Source organism: Acidiphilium cryptum JF-5, from assembly GCF_000016725.1.
Lineage (GTDB): Bacteria > Pseudomonadota > Alphaproteobacteria > Acetobacterales > Acetobacteraceae > Acidiphilium > Acidiphilium multivorum.
Window position 1 is genome coordinate 2,644,142 of sequence record NC_009484.1, and the last position, 22,707, is coordinate 2,666,848.

The 22,707-nt window shown below is 70.4% G+C and carries 22 protein-coding genes; 8 read left to right on the forward strand and 14 right to left on the reverse strand.

The genetic code is table 11. The annotated features are described in order from the left end of the window. Nucleotides 1-14: 14 nt before the first annotated feature. From ACRY_RS14490 to ACRY_RS14505, 4 genes are all read right to left on the reverse strand, one after another. Complete coding sequence (locus tag ACRY_RS14490) at nucleotides 15-764, reverse strand: SDR family oxidoreductase (protein WP_012040027.1); 750 nt, start codon at nucleotides 762-764, stop codon at nucleotides 15-17. A gap of 126 nt (nucleotides 765-890) precedes the next feature. Beyond that, the gene (denD, locus tag ACRY_RS14495) at nucleotides 891-1,871 is read right to left on the reverse strand and encodes a D-erythronate dehydrogenase (RefSeq protein WP_231295422.1); all 981 of its coding nucleotides are present in this window, start codon (nucleotides 1,869-1,871) and stop codon (nucleotides 891-893) included. Between the two features lie 177 nt (nucleotides 1,872-2,048). Then, the gene (locus ACRY_RS14500; protein ID WP_012040029.1) at nucleotides 2,049-2,444 is read right to left on the reverse strand and encodes a cupin domain-containing protein; all 396 of its coding nucleotides are present in this window, start codon (nucleotides 2,442-2,444) and stop codon (nucleotides 2,049-2,051) included. A gap of 67 nt (nucleotides 2,445-2,511) precedes the next feature. Beyond that, entirely contained in the window at nucleotides 2,512-3,138 is a 627-nt protein-coding gene (locus ACRY_RS14505; RefSeq protein WP_007424359.1) for a methyltransferase domain-containing protein, read from the reverse strand. 153 nt (nucleotides 3,139-3,291) lie between these two features. On the opposite strand from ACRY_RS14505, the gene ACRY_RS14510 reads away from it, so the two are divergent. After that, nucleotides 3,292-4,770 carry an amidase gene (locus tag ACRY_RS14510; protein WP_012040030.1) on the forward strand — a complete coding sequence of 493 codons (1,479 nt, stop codon included), beginning with the start codon at nucleotides 3,292-3,294 and terminating at the stop codon, nucleotides 4,768-4,770. Nucleotides 4,771-4,789: 19 nt separating this feature from the next. Here the strand turns inward: ACRY_RS14510 and ACRY_RS14515 are convergent, their stop codons facing one another. From ACRY_RS14515 to ACRY_RS14540, 6 genes are read right to left on the reverse strand one after another with little or no spacing between them, the layout of a single operon-like run. Further along, the gene (locus ACRY_RS14515) at nucleotides 4,790-5,668 is read right to left on the reverse strand and encodes a ParB/RepB/Spo0J family partition protein (protein WP_007424357.1); all 879 of its coding nucleotides are present in this window, start codon (nucleotides 5,666-5,668) and stop codon (nucleotides 4,790-4,792) included. Beyond that, nucleotides 5,665-6,456: a ParA family protein gene (locus ACRY_RS14520; RefSeq protein ID WP_012040031.1), complete on the reverse strand. Its 792-nt coding sequence runs from the start codon at nucleotides 6,454-6,456 to the stop codon at nucleotides 5,665-5,667. The genes ACRY_RS14515 and ACRY_RS14520 overlap by 4 nt, the downstream gene beginning before the upstream one ends. Continuing rightward, nucleotides 6,446-7,099, reverse strand: a complete 654-nt coding sequence (gene rsmG / locus ACRY_RS14525; RefSeq protein ID WP_012040032.1) for a 16S rRNA (guanine(527)-N(7))-methyltransferase RsmG — start codon at nucleotides 7,097-7,099, stop codon at nucleotides 6,446-6,448. Before rsmG ends, ACRY_RS14520 begins: the two co-directional genes overlap by 11 nt. Then, nucleotides 7,096-8,826 (reverse strand): tRNA uridine-5-carboxymethylaminomethyl(34) synthesis enzyme MnmG, encoded by a 1,731-nt coding sequence (mnmG, locus tag ACRY_RS14530; RefSeq protein ID WP_012040033.1) that lies wholly within the window; start codon nucleotides 8,824-8,826, stop codon nucleotides 7,096-7,098. The genes rsmG and mnmG overlap by 4 nt, the downstream gene beginning before the upstream one ends. Before the next feature lie 35 nt (nucleotides 8,827-8,861). Continuing rightward, entirely contained in the window at nucleotides 8,862-10,163 is a 1,302-nt protein-coding gene (gene mnmE / locus ACRY_RS14535; protein ID WP_012040034.1) for a tRNA uridine-5-carboxymethylaminomethyl(34) synthesis GTPase MnmE, read from the reverse strand. Continuing rightward, nucleotides 10,160-10,510 (reverse strand): (2Fe-2S) ferredoxin domain-containing protein, encoded by a 351-nt coding sequence (locus ACRY_RS14540; protein WP_007424351.1) that lies wholly within the window; start codon nucleotides 10,508-10,510, stop codon nucleotides 10,160-10,162. Before ACRY_RS14540 ends, mnmE begins: the two co-directional genes overlap by 4 nt. A 99-nt stretch (nucleotides 10,511-10,609) precedes the next feature. Between ACRY_RS14540 and ACRY_RS14545 the strand changes: the two genes are divergently transcribed. The 4 genes from ACRY_RS14545 (at nucleotide 10,610) to ACRY_RS14560 (ending at nucleotide 15,899) form a co-directional block, all read left to right on the forward strand. Further along, nucleotides 10,610-12,664 carry a thioredoxin domain-containing protein gene (locus tag ACRY_RS14545; RefSeq protein WP_043509227.1) on the forward strand — a complete coding sequence of 685 codons (2,055 nt, stop codon included), beginning with the start codon at nucleotides 10,610-10,612 and terminating at the stop codon, nucleotides 12,662-12,664. A gap of 42 nt (nucleotides 12,665-12,706) precedes the next feature. Next, on the forward strand, nucleotides 12,707-13,789 hold the full coding sequence (locus ACRY_RS14550) for an Mrp/NBP35 family ATP-binding protein (RefSeq protein ID WP_012040037.1): 1,083 nt from the start codon (nucleotides 12,707-12,709) through the stop codon (nucleotides 13,787-13,789). 4 nt (nucleotides 13,790-13,793) lie between these two features. Next, entirely contained in the window at nucleotides 13,794-14,261 is a 468-nt protein-coding gene (locus tag ACRY_RS14555) for a DNA polymerase III subunit chi (RefSeq protein ID WP_012040038.1), read from the forward strand. A 69-nt stretch (nucleotides 14,262-14,330) separates the two neighbouring features. Then, a complete protein-coding gene (locus ACRY_RS14560; protein WP_231295277.1) occupies nucleotides 14,331-15,899 on the forward strand; it encodes a tetratricopeptide repeat protein in 1,569 nt (522 codons plus the stop codon). 7 nt (nucleotides 15,900-15,906) lie between these two features. Here ACRY_RS14560 and ACRY_RS14565 read toward each other — a convergent pair whose 3' ends face one another. Next, nucleotides 15,907-17,079 (reverse strand): NAD(P)/FAD-dependent oxidoreductase, encoded by a 1,173-nt coding sequence (locus tag ACRY_RS14565; protein WP_012040040.1) that lies wholly within the window; start codon nucleotides 17,077-17,079, stop codon nucleotides 15,907-15,909. 115 nt (nucleotides 17,080-17,194) lie between these two features. Between ACRY_RS14565 and ACRY_RS14570 the strand changes: the two genes are divergently transcribed. Both ACRY_RS14570 and ACRY_RS14575 read left to right on the forward strand, forming a co-directional pair. Continuing rightward, the gene (locus ACRY_RS14570) at nucleotides 17,195-18,121 is read left to right on the forward strand and encodes a LysR family transcriptional regulator (RefSeq protein WP_231295278.1); all 927 of its coding nucleotides are present in this window, start codon (nucleotides 17,195-17,197) and stop codon (nucleotides 18,119-18,121) included. A gap of 48 nt (nucleotides 18,122-18,169) precedes the next feature. After that, a complete protein-coding gene (locus ACRY_RS14575; RefSeq protein WP_007422536.1) occupies nucleotides 18,170-19,258 on the forward strand; it encodes an MraY family glycosyltransferase in 1,089 nt (362 codons plus the stop codon). Nucleotides 19,259-19,270: 12 nt separating this feature from the next. Here ACRY_RS14575 and ACRY_RS14580 read toward each other — a convergent pair whose 3' ends face one another. From ACRY_RS14580 to ACRY_RS14590, 3 genes are read right to left on the reverse strand one after another with little or no spacing between them, the layout of a single operon-like run. Then, complete coding sequence (locus ACRY_RS14580; protein ID WP_012040042.1) at nucleotides 19,271-19,630, reverse strand: EamA family transporter; 360 nt, start codon at nucleotides 19,628-19,630, stop codon at nucleotides 19,271-19,273. Continuing rightward, complete coding sequence (locus tag ACRY_RS14585) at nucleotides 19,620-20,660, reverse strand: glycosyltransferase family 2 protein (protein ID WP_007422534.1); 1,041 nt, start codon at nucleotides 20,658-20,660, stop codon at nucleotides 19,620-19,622. Before ACRY_RS14585 ends, ACRY_RS14580 begins: the two co-directional genes overlap by 11 nt. Nucleotides 20,661-20,696: 36 nt before the next feature. Then, nucleotides 20,697-22,190, reverse strand: a complete 1,494-nt coding sequence (locus tag ACRY_RS14590) for a DUF2142 domain-containing protein (RefSeq protein WP_012040043.1) — start codon at nucleotides 22,188-22,190, stop codon at nucleotides 20,697-20,699. Between the two features lie 302 nt (nucleotides 22,191-22,492). On the opposite strand from ACRY_RS14590, the gene ACRY_RS19770 reads away from it, so the two are divergent. Next, a complete protein-coding gene (locus ACRY_RS19770) occupies nucleotides 22,493-22,630 on the forward strand; it encodes a hypothetical protein (RefSeq protein WP_155856383.1) in 138 nt (45 codons plus the stop codon). The last annotated feature ends 77 nt before the right edge of the window (nucleotides 22,631-22,707 follow it).

The window sequence follows — 22,707 nt, forward strand, 5'->3', positions numbered from 1 at the left end:
GGGGGATGCAAAAATCAGCCGCGGCCGACGAAGGGCATGTTGGTCGCCATCACGGTGACGAACAGCGCGTTCGCATCCGCGGGCAGCCCGGCCATGTAGACCAGCGTCCGCCCCACCGACTCGACATCCATCGTCGGCTCCGCCTTCATCGAGCCGTCCGCCTGTGGCACGCCGGTGGTCATCCGCCGCGTCATCGGGGTGGCGGCGTTGCCGATATCGATCTGACCGCAGGCGATATCATGCGCCCGCCCGTCCAGCGCGATGGTGCGCGTCAGCCCGGTGATCGCGTGCTTGCTGGCGGTATAGGCCGCCGAGCCGGGCCGCGGCACATGCGCCGAGATCGAGCCGTTGTTGATGATCCGCCCGCCGCGCGGCGCCTGGTCGCGCATCATCCGGAAGGCGGCGTTGGCGCAGAGAAACGCGCCATCGAGATTGACCGCGATGACGTGCCGCCACTGCGCCCAGGTCATGTCGCCGAAATTGGTGGTCGGCACGTTGTTGCCGGCGTTGTTGAACAGCAGGTCGAGCCGCCCGAACCGTGCGCGCACCGCCGCGAACAGCGCCTCCACCGCGTCAGGATCGGTAATATCCGCCGGAAACGCCTCGGCCTTGGCCCCCGCGCCCGCCTCGGCAATCGTCTCCTCCAGCGCCTCGCGCCGCCGCCCGACCAGCGCCACCGTCCAGCCATCGGCCAGCAGCGCGAGCGTCGCCGCCCGCCCCACGCCGCTGCCGGCCCCCGTCACCATCGCGATCCTGCTCATCATCCCGCTCCCGTCCCGTTGCGCGTTAGAGCACGTTCCGATCCTGATCGATCGGATGTCGTGCTCTATCTCGTTGATACCTAGAGCATCTTCATCCGATCAGATGACTCCATCCGATCGGATGATGCTCTAGCCCGGCAGACTGCCGCCAAGCTCATCCTCGATATGCACGCGGATGATCTCGTCGAATGTCGTCTCCGCCGCGAAGCCGAGCGTCTTCGCCCGTGTCGCGGTGAAATTCTCCGGCCAGCCGGCGACGATCCGCGCGATGGTCGGGTCAGGCACGCGGCGGATCAGCTTCACCGCCCGCTCGCCGGCCACCCGCCGCAGCGCCTCGATCTGCTCGCCCACCGTGGCCGACAGGCCGGGCAGGTTCAGCGTCCGCCGGTTGCCGAGCGGGGCGAGATCCATCGACGCCGCGCGGACCAGGAAACCCACCGCCGCGCGCGGGCTCGCATGCCAGTGCCGCAAGCTCTCCTCCACCGGCAGCACCGCCTCCTGCCCCACCAGCGGCTCGCGCAGGATGTTCGAGAAGAAGCCCGAGGCCGCCGCGTTCGGCTTGCCGGGACGGATGCAGATCGTCGGCAGCCGGATCGCGATGCCGTCCATGAAGCCGCGCCGCGTGTAGTCGTTGAGCAGCAGCTCGCCGATCGCCTTCTGCGCGCCATAGCTGGTCAGCGGCGCGCAGAAGAACTCGTCGTCGATCACCTCCGGGAAGGGCGCGCCGAACACCGCGATCGACGAGGTGAACACCACGCGCGGCCGGTAGGGCGCCTTCGCCGCCTCCGCCCGGATCGCCTCGAACAGCAGGCGGGTGCCGTCGAGATTGATGCGATATCCCTTGTCGAAATCCGCCTCCGCCTCGCCCGAGACGATGGCGGCGAGATGCACGATCACCTCCGGCCGTGCGGCGACCAGTGCGGCGGCAACGCCCGGCGCCGAAAGATCCGCCGCCTCGCAGGACGCCTTTCCCGCAAACCCCGCCGGCGCCTCCGGCGCGACCACGTCGATCAGGCTCAGCGCCTCGACCGGCTTGCCCTCCAGCGCCCCGTCGGCCGCGATCCGCGCCGCCAGCTTGCGGCCGAGCATGCCCCCGGCCCCGATGATCATCACCTGCATATCCGCTCCGTTCCTCCGCCGTTGATCGCGCCTGCGCGCATTCCCGTCTGTCTTGCCTCATGCCGCCGCCGGCCCGCGCCACTCAACACGGGTCAGGGCGACGTTTCTACCTTTTATATATATTCTCCAATCTCCCGCGGCCGCAACCGCGGAGACGCATTTCGGACGTCAGCGGCGGTACTCGTCGTCCGTCACATGCTCGAGCCAGGTGACGGCCGAACCATCGAGCCGCTCCTGGATCGCGTAATGGCTCATTCCCGTCGTCGGCGTGGCGCCATGCCAGTGCCGCTCGCCCGGCGCGAACCACACCACGTCACCCGGCCGGATCTCCTCGACCGGCCCGCCCTCGCGCTGCACCCAGCCGAGCCCCGACGTGACGATCAGCGTCTGCCCGAGCGGATGCGTGTGCCAGGCCGTCCGCGCCCCGGGCTCGAAGGTGACATGCGCCGCCGCGACCCGCGCCGGCTCCGGCGCTGTGTTGACCGGATCGATCCGCACCGATCCGGTAAAATACGCCTGGGGTCCAGGCGTTGAGTCCCGCGCGCCGCTTCGCCAGATTTCCATTGTCCTGCTCCTTTGTCCGTCCGTCGCGTTCCCGCCAGAAGAGCAAACCCGCCCGCCGGCGGCAATATCAGTTCCGCGGCTCCGGCAGCCGCCCGCCGCGCGCAGCCTCCGCCGCGGTGGCCTTGCGCAGCACGACCTCGATCGCGCATTCGGACGCCGGCAGCATCGTCTGGTCCATGCGCTCCATGCGGTAGAGAAAGGTCGAATCCAGCAATTCGACCTTCAACGGCATCACGCCGTCGAGCTGCGCGATCAGGGCCAGCACGTTCACCGAGCGGGGACTCCAGGTCGTCTTCTTGTACAGCGTGAAGGTACATTTGTGATCGGCGTTGAATGTCGATGGGAAAACGCCCTGTTCGTACAGATCCTCATCAGGCACCAGAACCACCATGTGCCCGCCCGGCTTGAGCACCCGCAGCCAGTTGCGCAGCGCCACCAGCGGGTCGCGCATGTGTTCGAGGCAGTGCGAGGAGTGCACGAAATCGAAGCTCGCGTCCGGCACACCCTCGAGATACTGGGCATCGCCGTCCGCGAGATCCCAGCTCCGCACCTCGCGCATGAGCGGGAACAGCTCGGCATAGAAGGAAATCGGGTCCGGGCCCGAGCCGATATCGATCCCCTCGCCCACGAAATATCGCGTGGCGAATCGCGAATCGGTCAGGCGCCGCATGATCGACTTGCTCGCTTCCCGCACGTCCGTCTCTCCCCCGCCGCGGCGTCCGAGGCCCGGCGCGGCGGAGATTACCCGTTCCGGCCGATGCACGAAAGCGGCGGCAGACCGGCTTGACCAGGCGGCATCGCCGGGGCGTTATCGCATCCGACCCCAGCCAGAGGATGTTCGCCCGCGATGACCGAACCCTGCGACCTGCCAGCGACCGAAGCGCGCCGCCTGATCGGCAGCCGGAAGCTCTCCCCCGTCGAACTCACCGAAAGCTGCATCGCCCGCATCGAGCGCGTCGATCACGCCGTCAATGCGATGGTCGCGCGCGATTTCGAGCGCGCCCGCGCCGCTGCCCATGCCGCCGAGGACGCGGTGATGGCGGGCAACCGCCTCGGCCGGCTGCATGGCCTGCCGCTCGGCATCAAGGACCTGGAGGATACCGAGGGGCTGCGCACGACCTATGGCAGCCTGATGTTCCGCGACAATGTGCCGAAGGCCGACCAGCACCTCGTCGCCACCATCCGGGCGGCGGGCGGCATCGTCCTCGGCAAGACCAACACGCCGGAATTCGGCGCCGGCGGCAATACCCGCAACCTCGTCTATGGCGCCACCGGCAACCCGTTCGATCCCACGAAATCCGCCGCCGGCTCCTCCGGCGGCTCCGCCGTCGCCCTCGCCACCGCCATGGTCCCGCTCGCCACCGGCTCGGACATGGGCGGCAGCCTGCGCAACCCGGCGTCGTTTTGCGGCATCGTCGGCATGCGCCCCTCGCCCGGCCTGTTCCCCTCGGAAAAGCGCCTGCTCGGCCCCTCCGGCCTCGGCGTGCTCGGCCCGATGGCGCGCTCCGCCGCCGACCTCGCCCTGATGTTCGACGCCACCGCCAGCCACGATCCGCGCGACATGCTCTCGGCGCCGCTCTCGACCGACGAGGCAGCTTCCCGGGCCGCCGCCGATCTCGGCACGCTGCGCGCCGCCTTCACCCCGGATTTCGGCTTCGCGCCCACCTCGCGTCAGACCCGCGCCCTCTTCGCCGACCGCGCCGCGCGCCTTGCCCCGCTCTTCGCCAGCGCCGAGGACGCAACGCCCGACTGCCGCCACGCGGACGAGACCTTCGCCATCCTCCGCGCCGTCAATTTCCTGGCCTCCTTCGGCGCCACCTACCACACCGACCCCGACCGGCTCGGCCCCAATGTCCGCGCCAATGTCGAGGAAGGGCTGCGCTACACCGCGGCCGACGTCGCCCGCGCCCTGCACGCGCAGACCACGCTCTACGGAGCCTGGCAGCGCTTCTTCGCGACGCATGACGTGCTGATCACACCGGCGGTGACCATCCAGCCCCGACCATGGACCGAGCTGTTCCCCGCCGAAATCGACGGCGTGGCGACGAAATCCTATTACCACTGGCTGGCGCTGGCCTACGCCGTCACCCTGGCCGGCCATCCGTCGGTCTGCATGCCGCTCGGCACCGATGCCGACGGCATGCCGTTCGGCGTGCAGATCATCGGGCGCCGCCACGGCGACCGCGCGGTGATCGAGACCGCGAAGGCGATCGAGGCGATGGGCGCGGCAATGGGACCGGAACTCTCCCGACCGGTGCCGGACATCGAATCGCTCGCCGCCGCGCGGCCGATCCGCGAGATGGCGGGCTTTCTCGACATGGGCTGATGCCGCCCGCCGCGGCGGCTTACTGGCCGCCGCGCAGCAGGGCGAGGATGCCGTCGAGCTGGTCGAGATCCTGATAGGCGAGCGACACCGACCCGCCCTTGCCATCGAATGTCACCTTGACCCGAAGGCCGAGCAACGCGGTGAGCTCGGTTTCGAGGCTGCGCGTCACGCTGTTCTCTGTCGCCTCGCGGCGGGACCGGCCCGGCTTCGGCACCAGCGCCGCCTGCACCATTGCCTCGGTCTGCCGCACCGTCAGCCGCTTCGCGACGATCGCCCGCGCCGCCGCTTCGGGATCGGGGTGCTGCAACAGGGCGCGGGCGTGGCCGGCGCTCAGGTCGCCGCCGCGCAACGCCTTCTGCACCGAGGTCGGCAGGTTGAGCAGCCGCATCATGTTGGCGACATGCGGGCGCGATTTCGCCACCACGCGCGCCAGTTCCTCCTGGATCAGGCCGAACTCCTCGACCAGGCGGCGATACCCTTCCGCCTCCTCGATCGGGTCGAGATCCTGGCGCTGCAGGTTCTCCACCAGCCCCGCGGCCATCGCGTCGCTGTCGGAGAGGGCGCGCACCAGCACCGGCACCTCGTGCAGCCCCGCCCGCTGTGCCGCCCGCCATCGGCGCTCTCCGGCGATGATCTGATACTGCCCGGCCTTGTCGGGCACCGCCCGCACCAGCAGCGGCTGCAATACACCCTGCGCCTTGAGCGAGGCGGCCAGTTCCTCGAGCGCCGTTTCGTCCATCGCCTGGCGCGGCTGGAACGGCCCGGGATGCAGCGCCGCGACCGGCACATGCCGAACGCCCTCGCCCATGGCCGCCTGCCCGGCCGCCGCGACGGTGCCCGGCCCGAGCAGCTCCGCCAGCCCCTTGCCGAGCCGGCGCGGCGTCTCCCGCGCGCTCATACGCCAGCCTCCACCGGCTTCTGCCGCTGCAGGAATTCAGCCGCGAGCGCCACATAGGCCTGCGCGCCGACCGAGCGGAAATCGTAGAGCAGCACCGGCTTGCCATGGCTCGGCGATTCGGTGATGCGGATATTGCGCGGGATCGCGGTGTCGAACACGCGGCCGCCGAAATAGGCGCGCACGTCGTCCGACACGGCCTGGGCGAGATTGTTGCGTCGGTCCAGCATGGTCAGCACCACCCCCTCCAGCGCCAGGCCCGGATTGAGCGAGTGGCGCACCAGATCGATCGTCCGCATCAGCTGGCTGATTCCCTCCAGCGCGAAGAACTCGCATTGCAGCGGGATCAGCACCGAGGAGGCGGCCACCAGCGCATTCAGCGTCAGCAGGCCGAGGCCGGGCGGACAGTCGATGAACACATAGCCGAACTGCCCGGCCAACCCTGGCTCGTCCAGCGCGCGCTGCACCAGATGTTCCCGCCCCTCGGCGCCGGCGAACTCGATATCGGCGCCGATCAGGTCCTCGGTCGCGGGAATGATCAGCAGGCCCGGCACCTCGGTCGGCAGCACGAGGCTGGCCGCCGGCGCCTCGCCGGTCATCAGCGCGTAGCTGCCGATCCCGCGCTCGTCGGTGCCGATGCCGAAACCGGTGCTGGCATTGCCCTGCGGGTCGAGATCGATCAGCAGCACGCGCTCACCCGTCGCGGCCAGCGCCGTCGCGAGATTGATCGCGGTGGTGGTCTTGCCCACCCCGCCTTTCTGGTTGGCGATCGCGATGATCTTAGGCTGCACGGCGTAACTCGCTGATCCGGAGAATCGCGGCACCCGCATCCGTCTGGCTGGGGAACCGCTCCGCCCTCATCTGCCAGCCCTCGGCGGCCGCGGTCAATTCGGCATCGGCGCCACGCCCCTTGAGGAACAGGCAAACCCCGCCGGGGGCCAGCAGCGGCGCCGCATAGCCGAACAGCACGGGCAAAGCCGCCAGGGCACGCGCCGTCACCAGCGGCGAGGGCTCGAGCCGGGCCTGCTCGATTCGCACCGGCAGCACGGTGGCGTTCAGTTTCAGCTCGGCGATCGCGGTTTGCAGGAATGCGGCCTTGCGCCGGTCGGATTCGATCAGGGTGAAACCGATCTCCGGCCGGGCGATCGCCAGCACCAGCCCGGGCAATCCGCCGCCTGAGCCGAGATCCGCGGCGCGGAAGGCACCCTGCGGGACGAGCGGCAGCATCTGGAGCGAATCGAGAATGTGTCGGTTCCAGATTTCGGCAGGCGCGGCATCCTTGCGCGAGACCAGATTGATTCGCGCGGTCCAGCGAAGAATCAGCGCCGCGAAGGCTTCGAGCCGCGACAATGTTTCACGTGAAACAAGCGCCTCGATCCGCTCCCGTGTTTCACGTGAAACATCGCCCGCCGACGCGCCGCCCCCGCCGCTCATGCCGCGAGCGGCCGCGGCCGGCGGAGGGCGGCGAACAGCGCGCCCAGGGCCGCCGGCGTCATGCCCTCAAGCCGCCCGGCGACCCCCAGCGTCTCCGGGCGGACCCGTTCGAGCCGGGCGCGGATCTCCGCCGACAATCCGCCGACCACGGAAAAATCGAAATCCGGCGGAATCAGCACGGCGTCATCCTTGGCCCGCGCGCGGATCTCGCTTTCCTGCCGAGTCAGATATCCCTCGTAGAGCCGGTCCGCCGCGACGATCGCCGCCGCCTGTTCGCTCCCGGCTCCACCGTCGCGGACCGTGGCAACCGCTGCCGCCAGCGCCGCGAACGCCGCCTGCCGCGCCGGGCCCACACATCCCCAGTCCAGCCCGCGTGGCGTCAGCCGCAGATCGGCATTGTCCGCCCGCAGGCTCAACCGATGCTCCGCCCGCGAGGTGAACATCCGGTACGGCTCGCTGACCCCCCGCGTGACCAGATCATCCACCAGCACGCCGATATACCCCTCGTGCCGGCGCACCGTGACCATCGACCGTCCGGCCGCGACCAGCGCCGCGTTCACCCCGGCCAGCAGCCCCTGCGCGCCGGCTTCCTCATACCCGGTGGTGCCGTTGATCTGCCCGGCCAGGAACAGGCCCGGCACCTTCTTCAGCGCCAGCGCATGGGTGAGCTCGCGCGGGTCGACATAATCATATTCCACCGCATAGCCCGGCCGCAGCAGCACGGCGCGGGAAAGCCCCGGCATTGTGCGGATGAACGCTTCCTGCACCTCTTCCGGCAGACTGGTCGAAATCCCGTTCGGATAGACCGTTTCGTCCTCCAGCCCCTCCGGCTCCAGAAACACCTGATGCCGCGGCCGCTCGGCGAAGCGCACCACCTTGTCCTCGATCGAGGGACAATACCGCGGCCCCGCGCCGTCGATCCGCCCGCCATACACCGCCGAGCGGTGCAGGTTGGCGTTGATGATCGCATGGGTCTCCGGCGTCGTCTCGCTGATCCGGCAGGAGATCTGCGGGTTGGCGATCCGCCCGGTCAGCAGGCTGAACGGCGCGGGCTCCGCCTCGCCCCGGTCCTCCGGCAGCGCCTCCCAGTCGATCGAGCGCCGGTCCAGCCGCGCCGGCGTGCCGGTCTTGAGCCGGCCGAGCGCCAGGCCCAGCCCGCGCAGCCGCGCCGACAGCGCGTTCGACGCCGCATCGCCAACCCGCCCGCCTTCCTCCGTGCGCTCGCCGAAATGCAACACACCGCGCAGGAAGGTGCCCGTGGTCAGCACCGCCGCCCGGCAGGCGATGCGCCCGCCCGCGCCGGTAATCACCGCGGCCAGCGCGCCATCCGCCGTCAACTCAAGATCGGCGGCCTCGCCTTCGAGGATCGTCAACCCATCCTGCGCGGCCAGCAGCGCCTGCACCGCCGCGCGATACAGCCCCCGATCGGCCTGCGCGCGCGGCCCCCACACGGCCGGCCCCTTGCTGCGGTTGAGCATCTTGAAATGGATGCAGGCGGCATCCGCGGCCCGGCCCATGACGCCATCCAGCGCATCGATCTCGCGCACCAGATGCCCCTTGCCGATCCCCCCGATCGCCGGATTGCACGACATCTCGCCGATCCGGTCCCGCCGGTGGGTCAGCAGCGCAGTCCGCGCCCCCATCCGCGCCGCCGCCGCCGCCGCCTCGGTGCCGGCATGGCCGCCGCCGATCACCACAACATCGAACATCTCGCGCAAGCTCGTCATGCGCGGGCCTATAGCACCATTTGCCGAGGGGAAGGCTATTTGCCGATGCAGAAGCTGGAAAATACCTGGTCGAGCACGTCCTCGACGCCGATCGTCCCGGTCAGCCGGGCCAGCGCCACCGCCGCCGCCTGCATCTCCTCGGCCCGCAATTCCGGCACGTCGATGGCAAGCGCCCGGTCCAGCGCCGCCGCCACGTCGCGCAGGCAGGCGATCTGCCGGGGCCGCGGCAGCGCCGGCCCGGCGCCGCGCTCGACCAGCGCCTCCACCCGCGCGCGCAACGCGGCCAGCAGATCCGCCAGCCCCGCGCCTGTCCGGGCACTCACCGCCAGCATCGCCGCCGGTACCGCGCCGCCCAGATCCGCCTTGGTGGCGATCCGCAGCGCGGGCACATCCGCAGGCGCGTCGGGAACTACGAAATCGGGCGCAGCACCGCAAAGGATCAAAAGATCAGCCCGGCGCGCATGGGCCTCGGCCCGGCGCACGCCCTCCGCCTCGATCGCATCATCCGACCGCCGCAGCCCCGCCGTGTCCACCAGCCGGACCGGAACCCCACCCAAATCGAGCCGCACGCCGATCGCATCGCGCGTCGTCCCCGGAATGTCGGAGACGATCGCAACCTCCTCGCCGGCAAGCGCGTTGACCAGGGTGGACTTGCCGGCATTCGGCGCGCCGAGCACGACGATCTCCACCCCCTCGCGCAGCCGCTCGGCCGCAAGCCCGGCGCCGATGGCGGCAACGATTTCGTCGCGCAGCCGCGCCATCGAAGCCAGCATCGCGGCTTCCACCTCCGCCGGCAGGTCTTCATCCGCGAAGTCGATCAGCGCCGCGAGCTGCGCCATCAGCCCGATCAGCGCCTCCCGCCAGGCGGCGACCGCCCGACTCATCGCCCCGCCCGCGAGGTCGAGCGCGAGTTGCCGTTGCGCCTCGGTCTCGGCGTCGATCAGGTCGGCGATGCCCTCGGCCTCCAGCAGGTCGAGCCGGCTGTTGAGAAAGGCGCGGCGGGAGAACTCGCCCGGTTCCGCCGGCCGCGCGCCGAGATCGAGCAGGGCGGCGGTGATCGCCGCGCGCACCGCCCGGCCGCCATGCAGGTGGAACTCGGCATAATCCTCGCCGGTCACGCTGGCCGGGCCGGGAAACCACAGCAGCAGCCCGCGGTCGATGATTCCGCGCCGCCCGTCGCGAAAACTGCGCAGGCTGGCGCGGCGTGGCGCCGGCAGGCTGCCGGCCAGCGCCCCGATCACCCGCGCCACCCCCGCCCCGCTGAGGCGGAGGAGCGAAATGGCGCCGCCGACGCCGCTCGCCGGCGCGAAGATCACGTCGGACGGAGCGAGACTCATTTCGCCGGCGCGACCTCGCCCGGCAGCATCAGCTCGGCGACCGGGCGGCCGCCCTGCAAATCCTCGGTCAGGATGCGGTCCACCGCGTCGCGGTCCGGCACGCGATACCAGCGCCCTGCCGGGTAGATCACCACGGTCGGCCCGTGCTCGCAGCGGTCGAGACAGCCGGCGGCGTTGATGCGCACGCCCTGCAGGCCGAGTTCCTTCGCGCGGGCCTTCATGTAGTCGCGCAGTTTCTCCGATCCCTTGCCGCCGCAGGAGCCGCGCGGATGTCCCTCCGGGCGGTGATTGCCGCAGACGAAGACGTGATGGGCGAAATACGGAGGCTGCGCCGGAACATCATTCATGTCGTTCAGCTTTCATATCAATCTCGGGAAGAGCCCTCGCGTTCGGGCGCCGGACTGCTATCTACCGGAGCAGAAACGCTTCAGAAAGTCCGCAGCTCCATGTCCAGCACGCTCGACCGCAACACCCTCGCCGACGCCACCTCGCCCTATCTGCTCCAGCACGCCGACAATCCGGTCCACTGGCAGATGTGGTCGGACGCGACGCTGGCGGCAGCACGGGCGGCGAACAGGCTGATCCTGCTCTCGATCGGCTATGCCGCCTGCCACTGGTGCCACGTGATGGCGCATGAGAGCTTCGAGGACCCGGCGACGGCGGCGCTGATGAACCGGCTCTACGTCAACATCAAGGTCGATCGCGAGGAACGGCCGGACATCGACGGCATCTACATGACCGCGGTGCAGGCGATGGGCGAGCAGGGCGGCTGGCCGCTCACCGTGATCATGACGCCGGATGGCGCGCCGATCTTCGGCGGCACCTATTTCCCGCCCGAGCCGCGCTGGGGCCGGCCCTCGTTCCGGCAGGTGCTGGAAATGGTCGCCGATGCCTGGAAAAAGGACGGCGAGAAATTCGCCCGCAGCGGCGCCTCGCTGCTCAGGCGCATCGCCGCCCATGCCGAGCTGAAGCCCGGCGCGCCGATCGCCCCCGGCGACCTCGCGGCGGTGACCGAGCGGTTCCTCGGCATGATGGACTGGGAGGAAGGCGGGCTGCGCGGCGCGCCGAAATTCCCCAACGCGCCGATCTTCCGCTTCCTCTGGGGCGAATATGCCCGCACCGGCCGGCACGAGGCGGGTGCGGTCGTCGCGCTGATGCTCGCGCGGATGGCCCAGGGCGGCATCTGCGACCATCTCGGCGGCGGCTTCGCCCGCTACGCCACCGATGAAAGCTGGCTGGTGCCGCATTTCGAGAAGATGCTCTACGACAACGCTCAACTGCTCGACCTGCTCGCCCTCGCCCATGCCGCCGAGCCGGACCTGCTGCTGGCCGCCCGCGCCGCCGAACTGGTCGAGTGGCTGCGGCGGGACATGCGGGCGCGGCACGACCCCGCGCCGGACGGGACGCTCGCCTTCGCCGCCTCGGAAGACGCCGATTCCGAGGGCGAGGAAGGCAAGTTCTATGTCTGGACGCGCGACGAGATCGCATCCGTGCTCGGGGCGGACATGGCGCTGTTCGAGGATCACTACCCCTGCCCCGCCGCCGGCAACTGGGAGGGCAAGCTGATCCTCACCCGTGCCACGCACCCCGAACACCCCGAGACAGAGGCGCGCCTCGCCGCCCTGCGCGCCCGCCTGTTCGCCGCCCGCGAAGGCAGGGTCCGCCCCGGCTGGGACGACAAGATCCTGGCCGACTGGAACGGCCTCGCCATCGCCGCCCTCGCGCGGGCGAGCGCGGTCTTCGCCCGGCCGGACTGGCTCGATCTCGCCATCACGGCGCACGGTGCGGTCACCGCCCTGCTCGGCCGCGAGGACGGGCGGTTCGACCATGCGATCCGCCGGGGCAGGATCTCGGCCTCCGGCCTGCTCGACGACCAGGCGGCGATGCTGCGCGCCACCCTGGCCCTCTACCAGGCGACCGGGCGCGCCGCCTATCTCGACCAGGCGGAGCTTATCGCCGCGGCGACGCTGGCCGCCTTCGGCGACGGCCAGGGTGGGCTTCATCTCACCGCCGCGGACGCGGCCGACCTGCCGGGCGGCATCCGCCCCCGCGCCTCATTCGACAACGCGACCCCCTCCGGCGCCGGCCTGTTCGCCGAGGGGCTGGCGATCCTGCATCACCTGACCGGCAGCGCCGCGCATCGCGACGCGGCGGCAGCGCTGATCGGCGCGCATACCGGCGAGCGGCGCGCCCTTTCCGCCTTCCCCACCCTGCTCGGCGCGGCGGCGCTGCTGGAGGAGGGGGCGAGCGTCGTCATCGTCGGCGATGCGGCCGATCCGCGCTTCGCCGCACTGCACCGCGCCGCCCTCGCCCATTTCGACCCGGCGGTGGTGGTGCTGCCGGTGAGCGATGCCGCCGCGCTGCCGGACGGCCACCCGGCGCATGGCAAGAGTGCCGCCGAACCCGCCGCCTTCGTCTGCCGCGCCCAGGTCTGCTCGCTGCCGGTGAGCGATCCGGCGCTGCTGCGCGGCCAGATTTCCCAACGCGCCGGCGTGGCGTAAACCCGACCACAGGCTGACCCAGAGGCTGACAAGGACAGATTCATGGCTGCGATAGACGAAACTGCGGTGCGCGCGCGCATCGGCGCCTTCCGGACGGCGGAGGGCGCGGGCATTCCCGCCGGCATGGTGGACAGCGTCGCCACCCGCGAGGGGCTGGTGCAGGTGGCGCTGATGGTGGCGAAGGCGGATGCCGCGCGGCAGGAGCCGATGCGCCGGGCGCTGGAGGCCGATCTCGCCGCGATGCCGGGCGTGCGCAACGCGACGGTGATGTTCACCGCCCCGCGCGCCGCCGCCCCGCAGCCACAGGCGCAGGCGCAGGAGCCGGGCACGCTGCTCGGCCAGGTGGGCTCGATCGTCGCGGTCGCCTCGGGCAAGGGCGGGGTCGGGAAATCGACCGTCGCCGTCAATCTCGCGGTGGCGCTGGCGCGGCAGGGCAAGCGCGTCGGCCTGCTCGATGCCGACATCTACGGCCCCTCGCTGCCGCGCATGCTCGGCACGAAGGGCAAGCCCGAGATGGCGGGCAACAAGCTCGTGCCGATCGAGGCCTGGGGGCTGAAGGCGATCTCGATCGGCCATGTCGTCGAGGAGGAAACCGCGATGGTCTGGCGCGGGCCGATGGTGCTCAACGCGCTGACCCAGCTGATGACGCAGGTCGCCTGGCCCGAGCTGGATGTCATGGTGCTCGACCTGCCGCCCGGCACCGGCGACGTGCAGCTCACCCTCGCCCAGCGGCTGAAACTCGCCGGCGCGGTGATCGTCTCCACCCCGCAGGACATCTCGCTGCTCGATGCGCGGCGCGGCATCTCGATGTTCCGCCAGGTGCGGGTGCCGATCCTCGGCGTGGTCGAGAACATGAGCTTCTTCTGCTGCCCGAATTGCGGCACGCGGACCGAGATTTTCGGCCATGGCGGCGCCGAGGCCGAGGCGCAGCGGCTCGGCGTGCCCTTCCTCGGCGCGGTGCCGCTGCTGGCACCGATCCGCGAGACCTCGGATGCCGGCACGCCGATCGCCGCCAGCGCGCCGGAGAGCGAGGCCGGGCGCGCCTTCGCCGCGGTGGCCACGGCGGTGGCGGCGGGGCTCGACGGCGCCGGGCCGGCGCGCGGGCCGCGCATCGTCATCGAATGAGACGATGGCCCAGCTCGGCTTCTACCACCTGACGCGCACCGGGCTGGAGGCCGCCCTGCCCGCCCTGCTCGCCCGCACCCTCGCCGCCGGCGCGCGGGCGGTGGTGCGCGGCACCGATCCCGCCCGGATCGAGGCGCTGGACGCCGCCCTCTGGCTCGCGCCGGGGGTGGACTGGCTGCCGCACGGCACCGCCGCGATGGGTCATGGCCCCGACCAGCCGGTCTGGCTCACCACCGGCGACGACGTGCCGAACGACGCGCGGTTCCTGTTCCTGGTGGATGGCGCGACGGCGGATCTCGCCCGCTTCGAGCGGGTGTTCGACCTGTTCGACGGCAACGACCCCGATGCGGTGGCCGCCGCGCGCGCCCGCTGGAAGGCCGCGCGCGCCGCCGGCCACGCGCTGACCTACTGGCAGCAGGGCGAGACCGGCTGGATCAGGCAGGCGGAAGTCGCGCCGGAAACCTCGCGTTAAGGCTTTCATGCGAATCTCGCGGCGAAAGACCAAGAGGGTCCGCCGCCGATGGATTCACACGCCAGAGACATGTTCGACGAAGGCAACGCCGCCTTCAACGCCGGCCGGTACGACGATGCGGCGGCGGCCTTCGCGTCCTGCCTCGCGCGCGAGCCGGACCGGGTGGAGGCGCTGTACAATCGCGGCAACGCGTTGCAGAAGGCTGGCCGGCTGATCGAGTCGGTGGAGAGCTATCTGACCTGCGTGCGCATGGCCCCCGATTTCGCCCCCGTCTATTGCGCCCTGGCGGAAGCCCTGCGCGGCCTCCGCATGTTCGACGACGCCAAGGCCATGGCGCAGGAGGCCGCAGCGCGGATGCCCCGCGATGTCGACACGCTGATCTGCCTCGCCGGCAAGCATTTCGATCTCGGCGAATTCCCCGAGGCGGCGCGGTTCTATGGCGAGGCGCTGGCGCTCGATCCCCTGCATGCGGGCGTGCTCAACAATCTGGCGAACGCGCTGCACTGCCTCGGCCAGGTCGACGCCGCGCTGGTGATGCACGAGCGCTGCTATCGGCTGGAGCCCGACAACCCGACCTGGCGCTACAACCGCGCGCTCGCGATGCTGGCGGCGGGCGATTTCAAACGCGGCTGGGCCGAGCATGAATGGCGCCGGCGCGAGCCGGTGGCCCCGCAGGCCGGGCCGCTCTGGCGCGGCGAGGATCCCGCCGGCCGCCGCATCCTGCTGGTGGCCGAACAAGGGCTGGGCGACACGCTGCAATTCGTCCGCTACGCGCCGCTGGTCGCCGCGCGGGGCGCCACGGTCGTGCTCGAAGCCCAGCCGGGGCTGGAGCGGCTGCTGCGCTCGGTGCCCGGCGTTGCCGAGGTGGTTCCGCGCGGCGCCAGCGCGCCCACCGACACGCACTGCCTGCTGATGAGCCTGCCCTGGCTGTTCGGCACCACGGTACAGACCATCCCGGCGACCTTGCCCTATCTCGCCCCGCCGGACGCGCTGCGGACCGCCTGGGCGACCCGGGTCGGCGACGAGCCGCGCCTGCGCGTCGGGCTGGTCTGGGCCGGCGGAGCACGCCCCGACGATATCGACTGCGAGGTCATCGACCGCAGGCGCTCGATCGGCAATCCCGCCCTGCTGTCGCGCCTCGCCGAGGTGCCAGGGGTGCGGTTCTACAACCTGCAAAAGGACCGCGCCGGGTTGCCCGCGGAGCTCGACGCGGTCGACCTGATGGGTGGGGTCGCGGATTTCGCGGATACCGCGGCGCTGGTCGCGCAGCTCGACCTGGTGATCGCGGTCGATACCTCGGTGGCCCATCTTGCCGGCGCGATGGGCAAGCCGGTCTGGATGCTGTCCCGCCGGGACGGCTGCTGGCGCTGGATGCAGGATCGCGAGGATACCCCCTGGTACCCGACGATGCGGATCTATCGCCAGCGCACGCAGGGCGACTGGACCGAGGTGCTCTGCCGGGTGGCGACGGATCTGCGGGCCCTCGCGGCTGCGCACCAGCCGCGCCGCGCGGCACCCACCGCACCCGCAGATCCGGCAACCGCCCCGGCAACCGCCCCCGCAGCGCCGCGCACGGCCAAGATAACCGGCGCCGGCAACGGGCCGATCCTGCGGGGGCCCGCACGAATTCCGGCCTGATTGACCGTCAGGCGGCGTTGCCGGCGGCCCAGCCGCTCGCCCACGCCCACTGGAAATTGTAACCGCCGAGCCAGCCGGTGACATCCACCGCCTCGCCGACCACGAAAAGGCCGGGCACGCCCGCCGCCGCCAGGGTCCGCTGCGACAGGCCGGCCGTGTCCACCCCGCCGGCGGTGACCTCGGCCTTCACATAGCCTTCCGTTCCCGCGGGAACGATCCGCCAGGACTTGAGCCGGGCGCCGAGGTCGAGCAGCGCGCGGTCGGCGATGGCCGCGACCGGGCCGGGAGGCAACGCGGCGGGCATGAACGCATCCGCCATGCGCTGCGGCATCACCCCGCCGAGCAGCGTGCGCAGCGCGGATTTCGGCGCCTCGCGCTTGCGGCGGAGCAGAAAATCCGGGCCTTCGTCGGGCAGCAGATCGATCCCCACCGTCATCCCCTCGCGCCAGGCGGTCGAGACCTGCAGGATCGCGGGGCCGGACAGGCCGCGATGGGTGAACAGCATCGCCTCGCGGAAGCGGGCACGGCCGCAGGCGGCGACGACCGGTTGCGACACGCCGGCCAGCGGGGTGGCGCGGGCGCGTTCCTCCCCCTCCAGCACGAAGGGCACCAGCGCCGGGCGCGGGGGGACGATGCGAAGGCCGAAGCGGGCGGCGAGGTCGTGGGCGAAGCCGGTCGCGCCGAGTTTCGGGATCGACAGGCCGCCGGTCGCGAGGATCAGCGATCCGGCGGCGAACGGGCCGGCCGAGGTGTCGAGGCGGAAGCCCGGCCCGCCGCCGACCTCGGTGATGGTGCAGAGCGTGCGGATTTCCACGCCGGCGGCCGCGCATTCGGCGAGCAGCATGGCGACGATGGCGCGGGCCGGCCCATCGCAGAACAGCTGGCCGAGCGTCTTCTCGTGCCAGGCGATGCGGTGCGCCTCGACCATGGCGAGAAAGTCGCGCGGCGAAAACCCGGCGAGCGCCGAGGCGCAGAACCGCCGGTTCTCCGAGAAGAAGCGGTCCGGCGCGGTATGGATGTTCGTGAAGTTGCAGCGCCCGCCGCCCGAAATCAGGATCTTGCGGCCCGCTTCCGGCGCATGGTCGAGCACCAGCACGCGGCGGCCGCGCCGCCCGGCGGCGATGGCGGCCATCAGCCCGGCGGCCCCAGCGCCCAGAATGATCACGTCGAACTGCCGCATTCCCGCTCCCAGGGCACCAACCGAAGCGCCCGCCTTAAAGCAGGATGGCGAAAGAGCAAAAATTTGAAACACTTAATTTGCCGGAGGAAAAATTAAGCGTTACTTTCATCGGATGATGAACATCACGCTTCGGCAGATGCGCGCCGTCGCCGCACTCGGCCGCCACGGTTCGGTGACGCGGGCGGCGGGCGACCTGCATGTGTCCCCGCCGGCGGTAACGCTGCAGATCAAGGCGATCGAGGACCAGCTCGGCGTGCCTCTGGTCGAGCGCTCGACCGGCGGCATGGCGCTGACCGCGGCGGGGCGGATCGTCGCCGAGTCGGCCGCGCGGATCGAGGCGGTGCTGCGCGAGACCGAGGCCGGCATCGCGGCGTTGAGCGGGGCGGAGCGCGGGGCGGTGCATGTCGGCATCATCAGCACGGCGAAATACTACGCGCCGCGCGCCCTCGCCGCCTTCGCCGCCGCGCATCCGGGGATCGAGCTCAAGCTGACGGTCGGCAACCGCGACGAGATCATCGCCGGCCTCGCGCAGCATGACGTCGATCTCGCGATCATGGGCCGGCCGCCGACCGACATGAAGGTGATCGCCGACCTGATCGGCGACCATCCGCATGTGGTGATCGCCCCACCGGACCACCGCCTCGCGGGGCGGCGCGACATTCCGCCGGCGGAACTGAACGACGAGGTGCTGCTGGTGCGCGAGGCCGGCAGCGGCACGCGCCGGCTGATGGAGGATTACGCCGCCGCCGCCGGCATTTCGCCGCGCATCGGCATGCAGATCGGCAGCAACGAGACGATCAAGCAGGCCGTCATGGCCGGACTCGGCATCGCGTTCCTCTCGGCGCACACCGTCGACGCCGAGCTGCGCGACGGCCGGCTGGCGCGGCTCGACATCCGGGGCACGCCGGTGGTGCGGCAGTGGTATGCGGTGCATCTCGCGGAACGGACGACGATGCCCGCCTCGGCCACGCTGCTCGGCTTCCTGCGGGAGAACGGCGCCGCGTTCATGCCCGGCACCGGGGCGGCCGCAAACAGCGGGTGAGCGGACGCAATTGATGCCGGCCCGAACTTCGGTCATGGTCCGCGCCGCATGAACACGGTTCCCTATTTCGCCCATCCGGGCATTGCGACACTCGCCCTGCCGCGCCATCTCGCGCTGTTCGCCGGCCTCGCGCTGTTTTCAGGCTTTGTCGTGCGGCTGATGATCGCCATCGGCGTTCCCGACCGGCCGGACGCCCGCAAGGCGCACACCAGGGTGATGCCGAAATCCGGCGGCGTCGGCATCGTCGGCGCCTTCATGCTCGGCATCCTGCTGCTGTACCGCTACGGCCATGTCTCGCGCCTCGCGGCTCCGGTGTTTCTCGGGGTGATCGCGGCGGCCGCGCTCATCGCGGCCGTTTCGCTGCTCGACGACCTGAAGGATTTTCCCTTCGCGGTGAAGCTGGGGGCGCAGTGCGTCGCCGCCGTGGTCGCGGTGGGATCGGGGATTTCGGCGGTGCGGTTCGACCTGCCGCTGATCGGTGGGGTGGCGCTTGGCGCGGCGGGGCCGGTGCTCTCGGTCGGCTGGATCCTGTTCGTCACCAATGCGATGAACTTCATCGACGGGCTGGACGGTCTCGCGGCCGGCACGACGCTGGTCACCTGCCTGTTCCTCGCCGGCATCGCCGGGCTGCATGGCGGCTTCTTCGTCTACACCACGGCCCTGCTGCTGGCCGGCGGCGTGGCCGGGTTCCTGCCGTTCAACTGGCCGCGCGCGCGGATTTTCATGGGCGATGTCGGCAGCCAGTTCTGCGGTTTCATGCTGGCGGTGCTGGGGCTCGCGGCGACGCATTACCAGCACGTCCCGCTCTCGTTCCTCGTGGTGCCGCTGCTGCTCTCGGGCGTGCTGCTGGATGTGAGCTTCACCCTCGCGCGGCGGGCCCTGGCCGGCAGGAACCTCGCGCGGGCGCATCGCGGGCATCTGTATCAGGTCGCCCACCGCGCCGGGGTCGATCCGCGGATCGTCGCGGTGGTCTACTGGGGGTTCGCGGCGTTCGGCGGCGTTGTGGTGATCGGGTTCCTCAACGCGGCGACGGCGTGGAAGCCGCTGGTGGTCTTCGCGCCGCTGCTCCCCTTCGCGCTCTGGGCCGGCTTCGTCATCCGCAGGGCGCGCGCGGTGAACCTCGGCGACTGGGGATAGGCGAAGGCGCGATCAGCCGGAGCTGCCGAGCTGCGTCACCAGGATGCCGGCCACGATCAGCAGCGCGCCGAGCCAGAAGATCGGGCGGATCGCATCGCCATAGACGGCGCGCGACGCCAGCGGAACCAGGACGACGCCCAGCGCGACATAGGGATAGGCCCGGCTGAGCGGCACGCGCGAGAGGATCCAGATCCAGATCAGCGTCGCGATGCCGTAAAGCGCGAGCGCCGCGTAGAGCGCCGGCGCGCGCAGCAGCACGGGCACGCCGCTGGCCAGGGAATGACCGCGCAGGTCCAGCCCCACCTTGCGGAACAGCAACTGGCCGCTCGCCATCAGCAGCGTGAACAGCAGCAGAATCAGGTTATCGATCACCTTCGTCCTCGCCTGCGGACAGAAACGGGTGGAGCGCGCGCCGCGGCACCGACAGAATGTCGTAATTGATGAAGGACAGGATCATCTGCAGTCCGGCGATGATGGGCAGCGCGCTCAGCATGACCGTGCCCGAACTGGTGATGATGCCGCGGGAGGCGTTGATGGCCCAGTTCCACGCGCCGAAGATCACGCCGAACACCAGGATCAGCGCACCGAATGCCAGTTCGAGCGTGGCGATCGAGAAGTCGCGCAGGACGTAGTTGTAGACGATCCGCTTGGCGAAGTTGCGCGCATGCCCGGCAAGGAAGGCGGGAATCACGCGGAATATCCGCAGATGGCTGCGCTCCTCGCCATAAACCGCCGTCATCGGGATATCGATCACCGCCGCCCTGATCGTGCCGAGCCGGAACAGCAGGTCGGATTCGAAGAAATAGCGCGGGGCGATGCGCTCCAGCGGAAGCTGCGCCAGCGTTCGCGCATGGACCGCGGTGTAGCCGTTGGTCGGGTCGAAGATGTTCCAGTAGCCGGACGAGAGCTTGGTCATGAACGACAGCACCGCATTGCCGGCGAGCCGCACCGCCGGCATCGACCGCACGTCCTCGGGATTGAAGAAGCGGTTGCCCTTCGCGTAGTCGGCGGTTCCATCGAGGATCGGCCGCACGAAGCGGGGCAGCAGGCGCGGGTCCATCTGGCCGTCGCCGTCGATCTTCACGAGAATGTCGCAGCCATCCGCCATGGCCTGACGGTAGCCGGTGATGGTCGCGAGGCCGACCCCGCCATTATCCTGGCGGCGGATGACCCTCACCCGCGCATCGGCGCAATGCGCCTGCACGAAATCCCCCGACCGGTCGGGGCAGCGGTCGTCGACGACATAGATCGCCGCAACCTCGGGGCCGATCCGCGCCAGCACGTCGAGGATATGCGCGGTCACGCGATAGCTCGGAATGACCACGGCGATCCGCGCCACCCGCGGCGGCGGCGGGCCCGGCGATCGCGACCGGAGCGGCTCCTGCGGCCGGTTGTCCATCATGCCGGATCTCGTGGAGTGTGGGCCACGGGATGCCGCCTACCAGAACCTGTGCCGGATCACCGCCGGCAGCACGGCGATGTCGACGGCCGACAGGATCAGGACCGGGGCGACCAGGACGAACCCGAGCGCGGCCGCGAGCGGCGCCGGCAGGGCGGATGCCCGCCATCGCGGCGACGGGCGCGGAACCAGCAGCGGAACGAAGGGAACCAGCGGCAGGAAATACCGCCCCTGGACGCCCATGAGCATCGTCGCGCCGACCGGCGTCCATGACACATACAGCGACAGGCAGACCGCGATCACGCTGGCCAGCACGAGCGACAGGGTGAAGCCGCCATCGGGCAGCGTCCAGCGCCGCGCCCCGCGGCGCTGCATGAGCGGCACGGCGCAGCAGGCCAGCAGCAGGGCGACCAGCCAGGCCTCGCGCAGCCAGGATGGAATCGGAACGTTCAGCCAGCCGAGATCACCGATGAACTCGGCCACCAGCACATTGAAATAGGTCTCGACATAGCGGACCGGTATCGCCACGATCTGCGCCGGGTGGGCGAGCAGGACATGCAGGTTCGCCATCACGTCGATGCTGTCGAACATCTGGCCGGGACGGCCGGGCCAGAGCGGTCCGGCCGGGTAGGGCGTGACGTCGCGCGGCACGAAGCTCGTCCGCATCATCACGGCAAGCCAGATCGTGGCGGGAATCCCGCACAGCCCGGCCGCGACGAGCCGCCGCCACAGGCCGCGCTCCATCACCGGCATCGCGGCGCAGAACACCAGCAGGCCATAGGGCGGCTTCGAGCAGACCATGATCGCGAGCAGCCCCGCCGCCAGCCAGCGGAACGCCGGCCGCGTGGCCGGGTCGTGGGTGAGCAGGGCGCCGGCGAGCGCGCAGGTGGCGATGATCATGCCGTCCTGGTTGAAGGACGCCGCGAGCGAAACCGTCATCGGCAGGCTGAGCAGCGCGAACAGCAACACCGCGCCGAACCGCGCGATGAACAGGGCGAGCGCGCCCAGCGTGAGATAACCCAGCAGCATGAAGACGCGGCCGAGATAAAGCGCGCCGAGCGGACGCAGCCCGATCAGCCGCCCCGCCGCGATCCCCAGCGCGCCGGGCATGTACAGCACCGGGAGATATTCGATGCTCCCGCTCGCCACGAAATAGACGGGCGGGCCGGAAGACCAGGGTATCGCCGCCGCCCTAGCGCGGTCCGCCGGGGTCAGGAGCCGATGCCGGAGCGGGCGGAATTCCGACAGGCTGGCGCGGAGGACCCCGTCATTCACGAAAAGACCCGAGACCTGCGTATGGCCGATGACCGCACGGTGACCAAGAATGTCGAAATCGAGCAGCCCCGCGGCCCGGGCGATATGCGACGGCTCGTCCGCCACCTCGCCCATCGGGGTCGCATAGACCAGGCGCAATCCGCACCAGCCGCTGAGAAACACGAATGCCGCGACAAGGAACAAACGACGGGCGTCGGGCCGCGACGAACCGAAATCGATCCGCATGCGGAAGACATGGCCCGGCAACAGGTCCGGCATCTCGAACTCCAAATATCTTCGGGCCCGCCTGGTGCCGGCCGTCGTGAAATGGCGGAGTGGCTTTCCGCGGTAACGTTAATGCAAATGACAATACCAGCCGATTGGGCAGAATGGCAAACGGTCCGTCAGTAGCGCGGAAACCCCCGAATCGCGCCGCGTCTTGCCTGCGCGAACCGGATCGCCGAAAGGTGGGCTCATTCGGAGAGACAGATTGATGCGACGGCTATACGTGCAGCGGTGAATCGCGGAGCGCGCGGCCTTTCTGGTCCTGGAGCATCATCCGATCGGATAAAGACACTCTGATGATCAACATCATTGAGCACGATCAGATCCGGAACGGTCGGATCGTGCTCCGGGAGCGCCGCTGCCGTTATCGTGCCGGACCGACGCCAACCGCGATCTACAGGACGATCACCTGCAAGCGCCCTTCGCGGCGCTGAACGGTCTTGCCGGCGCCACGACGCTGTCCGAAGCCGGCACGACCCATGACGACATCCCGAGCACCGGCCTCGCACGG

What these genes read in the sequence shown, in the direction of transcription:
- ACRY_RS14545 (WP_043509227.1), top strand. Translation starts at nt 10,610, where the DNA reads ATGTCCAGCACGCTCGACCGCAACACCCTCGCCGACGCCACCTCGCCC.
- mnmG (WP_012040033.1), bottom strand. Translation starts at nt 8,826, where the DNA reads ATGACGAGCTTGCGCGAGATGTTCGATGTTGTGGTGATCGGCGGCGGC.
- ACRY_RS14550 (WP_012040037.1), top strand. Translation starts at nt 12,707, where the DNA reads ATGGCTGCGATAGACGAAACTGCGGTGCGCGCGCGCATCGGCGCCTTC.
- ACRY_RS14590 (WP_012040043.1), bottom strand. Translation starts at nt 22,190, where the DNA reads ATGCCGGACCTGTTGCCGGGCCATGTCTTCCGCATGCGGATCGATTTC.
- ACRY_RS14565 (WP_012040040.1), bottom strand. Translation starts at nt 17,079, where the DNA reads ATGCGGCAGTTCGACGTGATCATTCTGGGCGCTGGGGCCGCCGGGCTG.
- rsmG (WP_012040032.1), bottom strand. Translation starts at nt 7,099, where the DNA reads ATGAGCGGCGGGGGCGGCGCGTCGGCGGGCGATGTTTCACGTGAAACA.
- ACRY_RS14575 (WP_007422536.1), top strand. Translation starts at nt 18,170, where the DNA reads ATGAACACGGTTCCCTATTTCGCCCATCCGGGCATTGCGACACTCGCC.
- ACRY_RS14515 (WP_007424357.1), bottom strand. Translation starts at nt 5,668, where the DNA reads ATGAGCGCGCGGGAGACGCCGCGCCGGCTCGGCAAGGGGCTGGCGGAG.
- ACRY_RS14500 (WP_012040029.1), bottom strand. Translation starts at nt 2,444, where the DNA reads ATGGAAATCTGGCGAAGCGGCGCGCGGGACTCAACGCCTGGACCCCAG.
- ACRY_RS14510 (WP_012040030.1), top strand. Translation starts at nt 3,292, where the DNA reads ATGACCGAACCCTGCGACCTGCCAGCGACCGAAGCGCGCCGCCTGATC.
- denD (WP_231295422.1), bottom strand. Translation starts at nt 1,871, where the DNA reads ATGATCATCGGGGCCGGGGGCATGCTCGGCCGCAAGCTGGCGGCGCGG.
- mnmE (WP_012040034.1), bottom strand. Translation starts at nt 10,163, where the DNA reads ATGAGTCTCGCTCCGTCCGACGTGATCTTCGCGCCGGCGAGCGGCGTC.
- ACRY_RS14555 (WP_012040038.1), top strand. Translation starts at nt 13,794, where the DNA reads ATGGCCCAGCTCGGCTTCTACCACCTGACGCGCACCGGGCTGGAGGCC.
- ACRY_RS14540 (WP_007424351.1), bottom strand. Translation starts at nt 10,510, where the DNA reads ATGAATGATGTTCCGGCGCAGCCTCCGTATTTCGCCCATCACGTCTTC.
- ACRY_RS19770 (WP_155856383.1), top strand. Translation starts at nt 22,493, where the DNA reads ATGATCAACATCATTGAGCACGATCAGATCCGGAACGGTCGGATCGTG.
- ACRY_RS14585 (WP_007422534.1), bottom strand. Translation starts at nt 20,660, where the DNA reads ATGATGGACAACCGGCCGCAGGAGCCGCTCCGGTCGCGATCGCCGGGC.
- ACRY_RS14570 (WP_231295278.1), top strand. Translation starts at nt 17,195, where the DNA reads ATGAACATCACGCTTCGGCAGATGCGCGCCGTCGCCGCACTCGGCCGC.
- ACRY_RS14560 (WP_231295277.1), top strand. Translation starts at nt 14,331, where the DNA reads ATGTTCGACGAAGGCAACGCCGCCTTCAACGCCGGCCGGTACGACGAT.
- ACRY_RS14490 (WP_012040027.1), bottom strand. Translation starts at nt 764, where the DNA reads ATGATGAGCAGGATCGCGATGGTGACGGGGGCCGGCAGCGGCGTGGGG.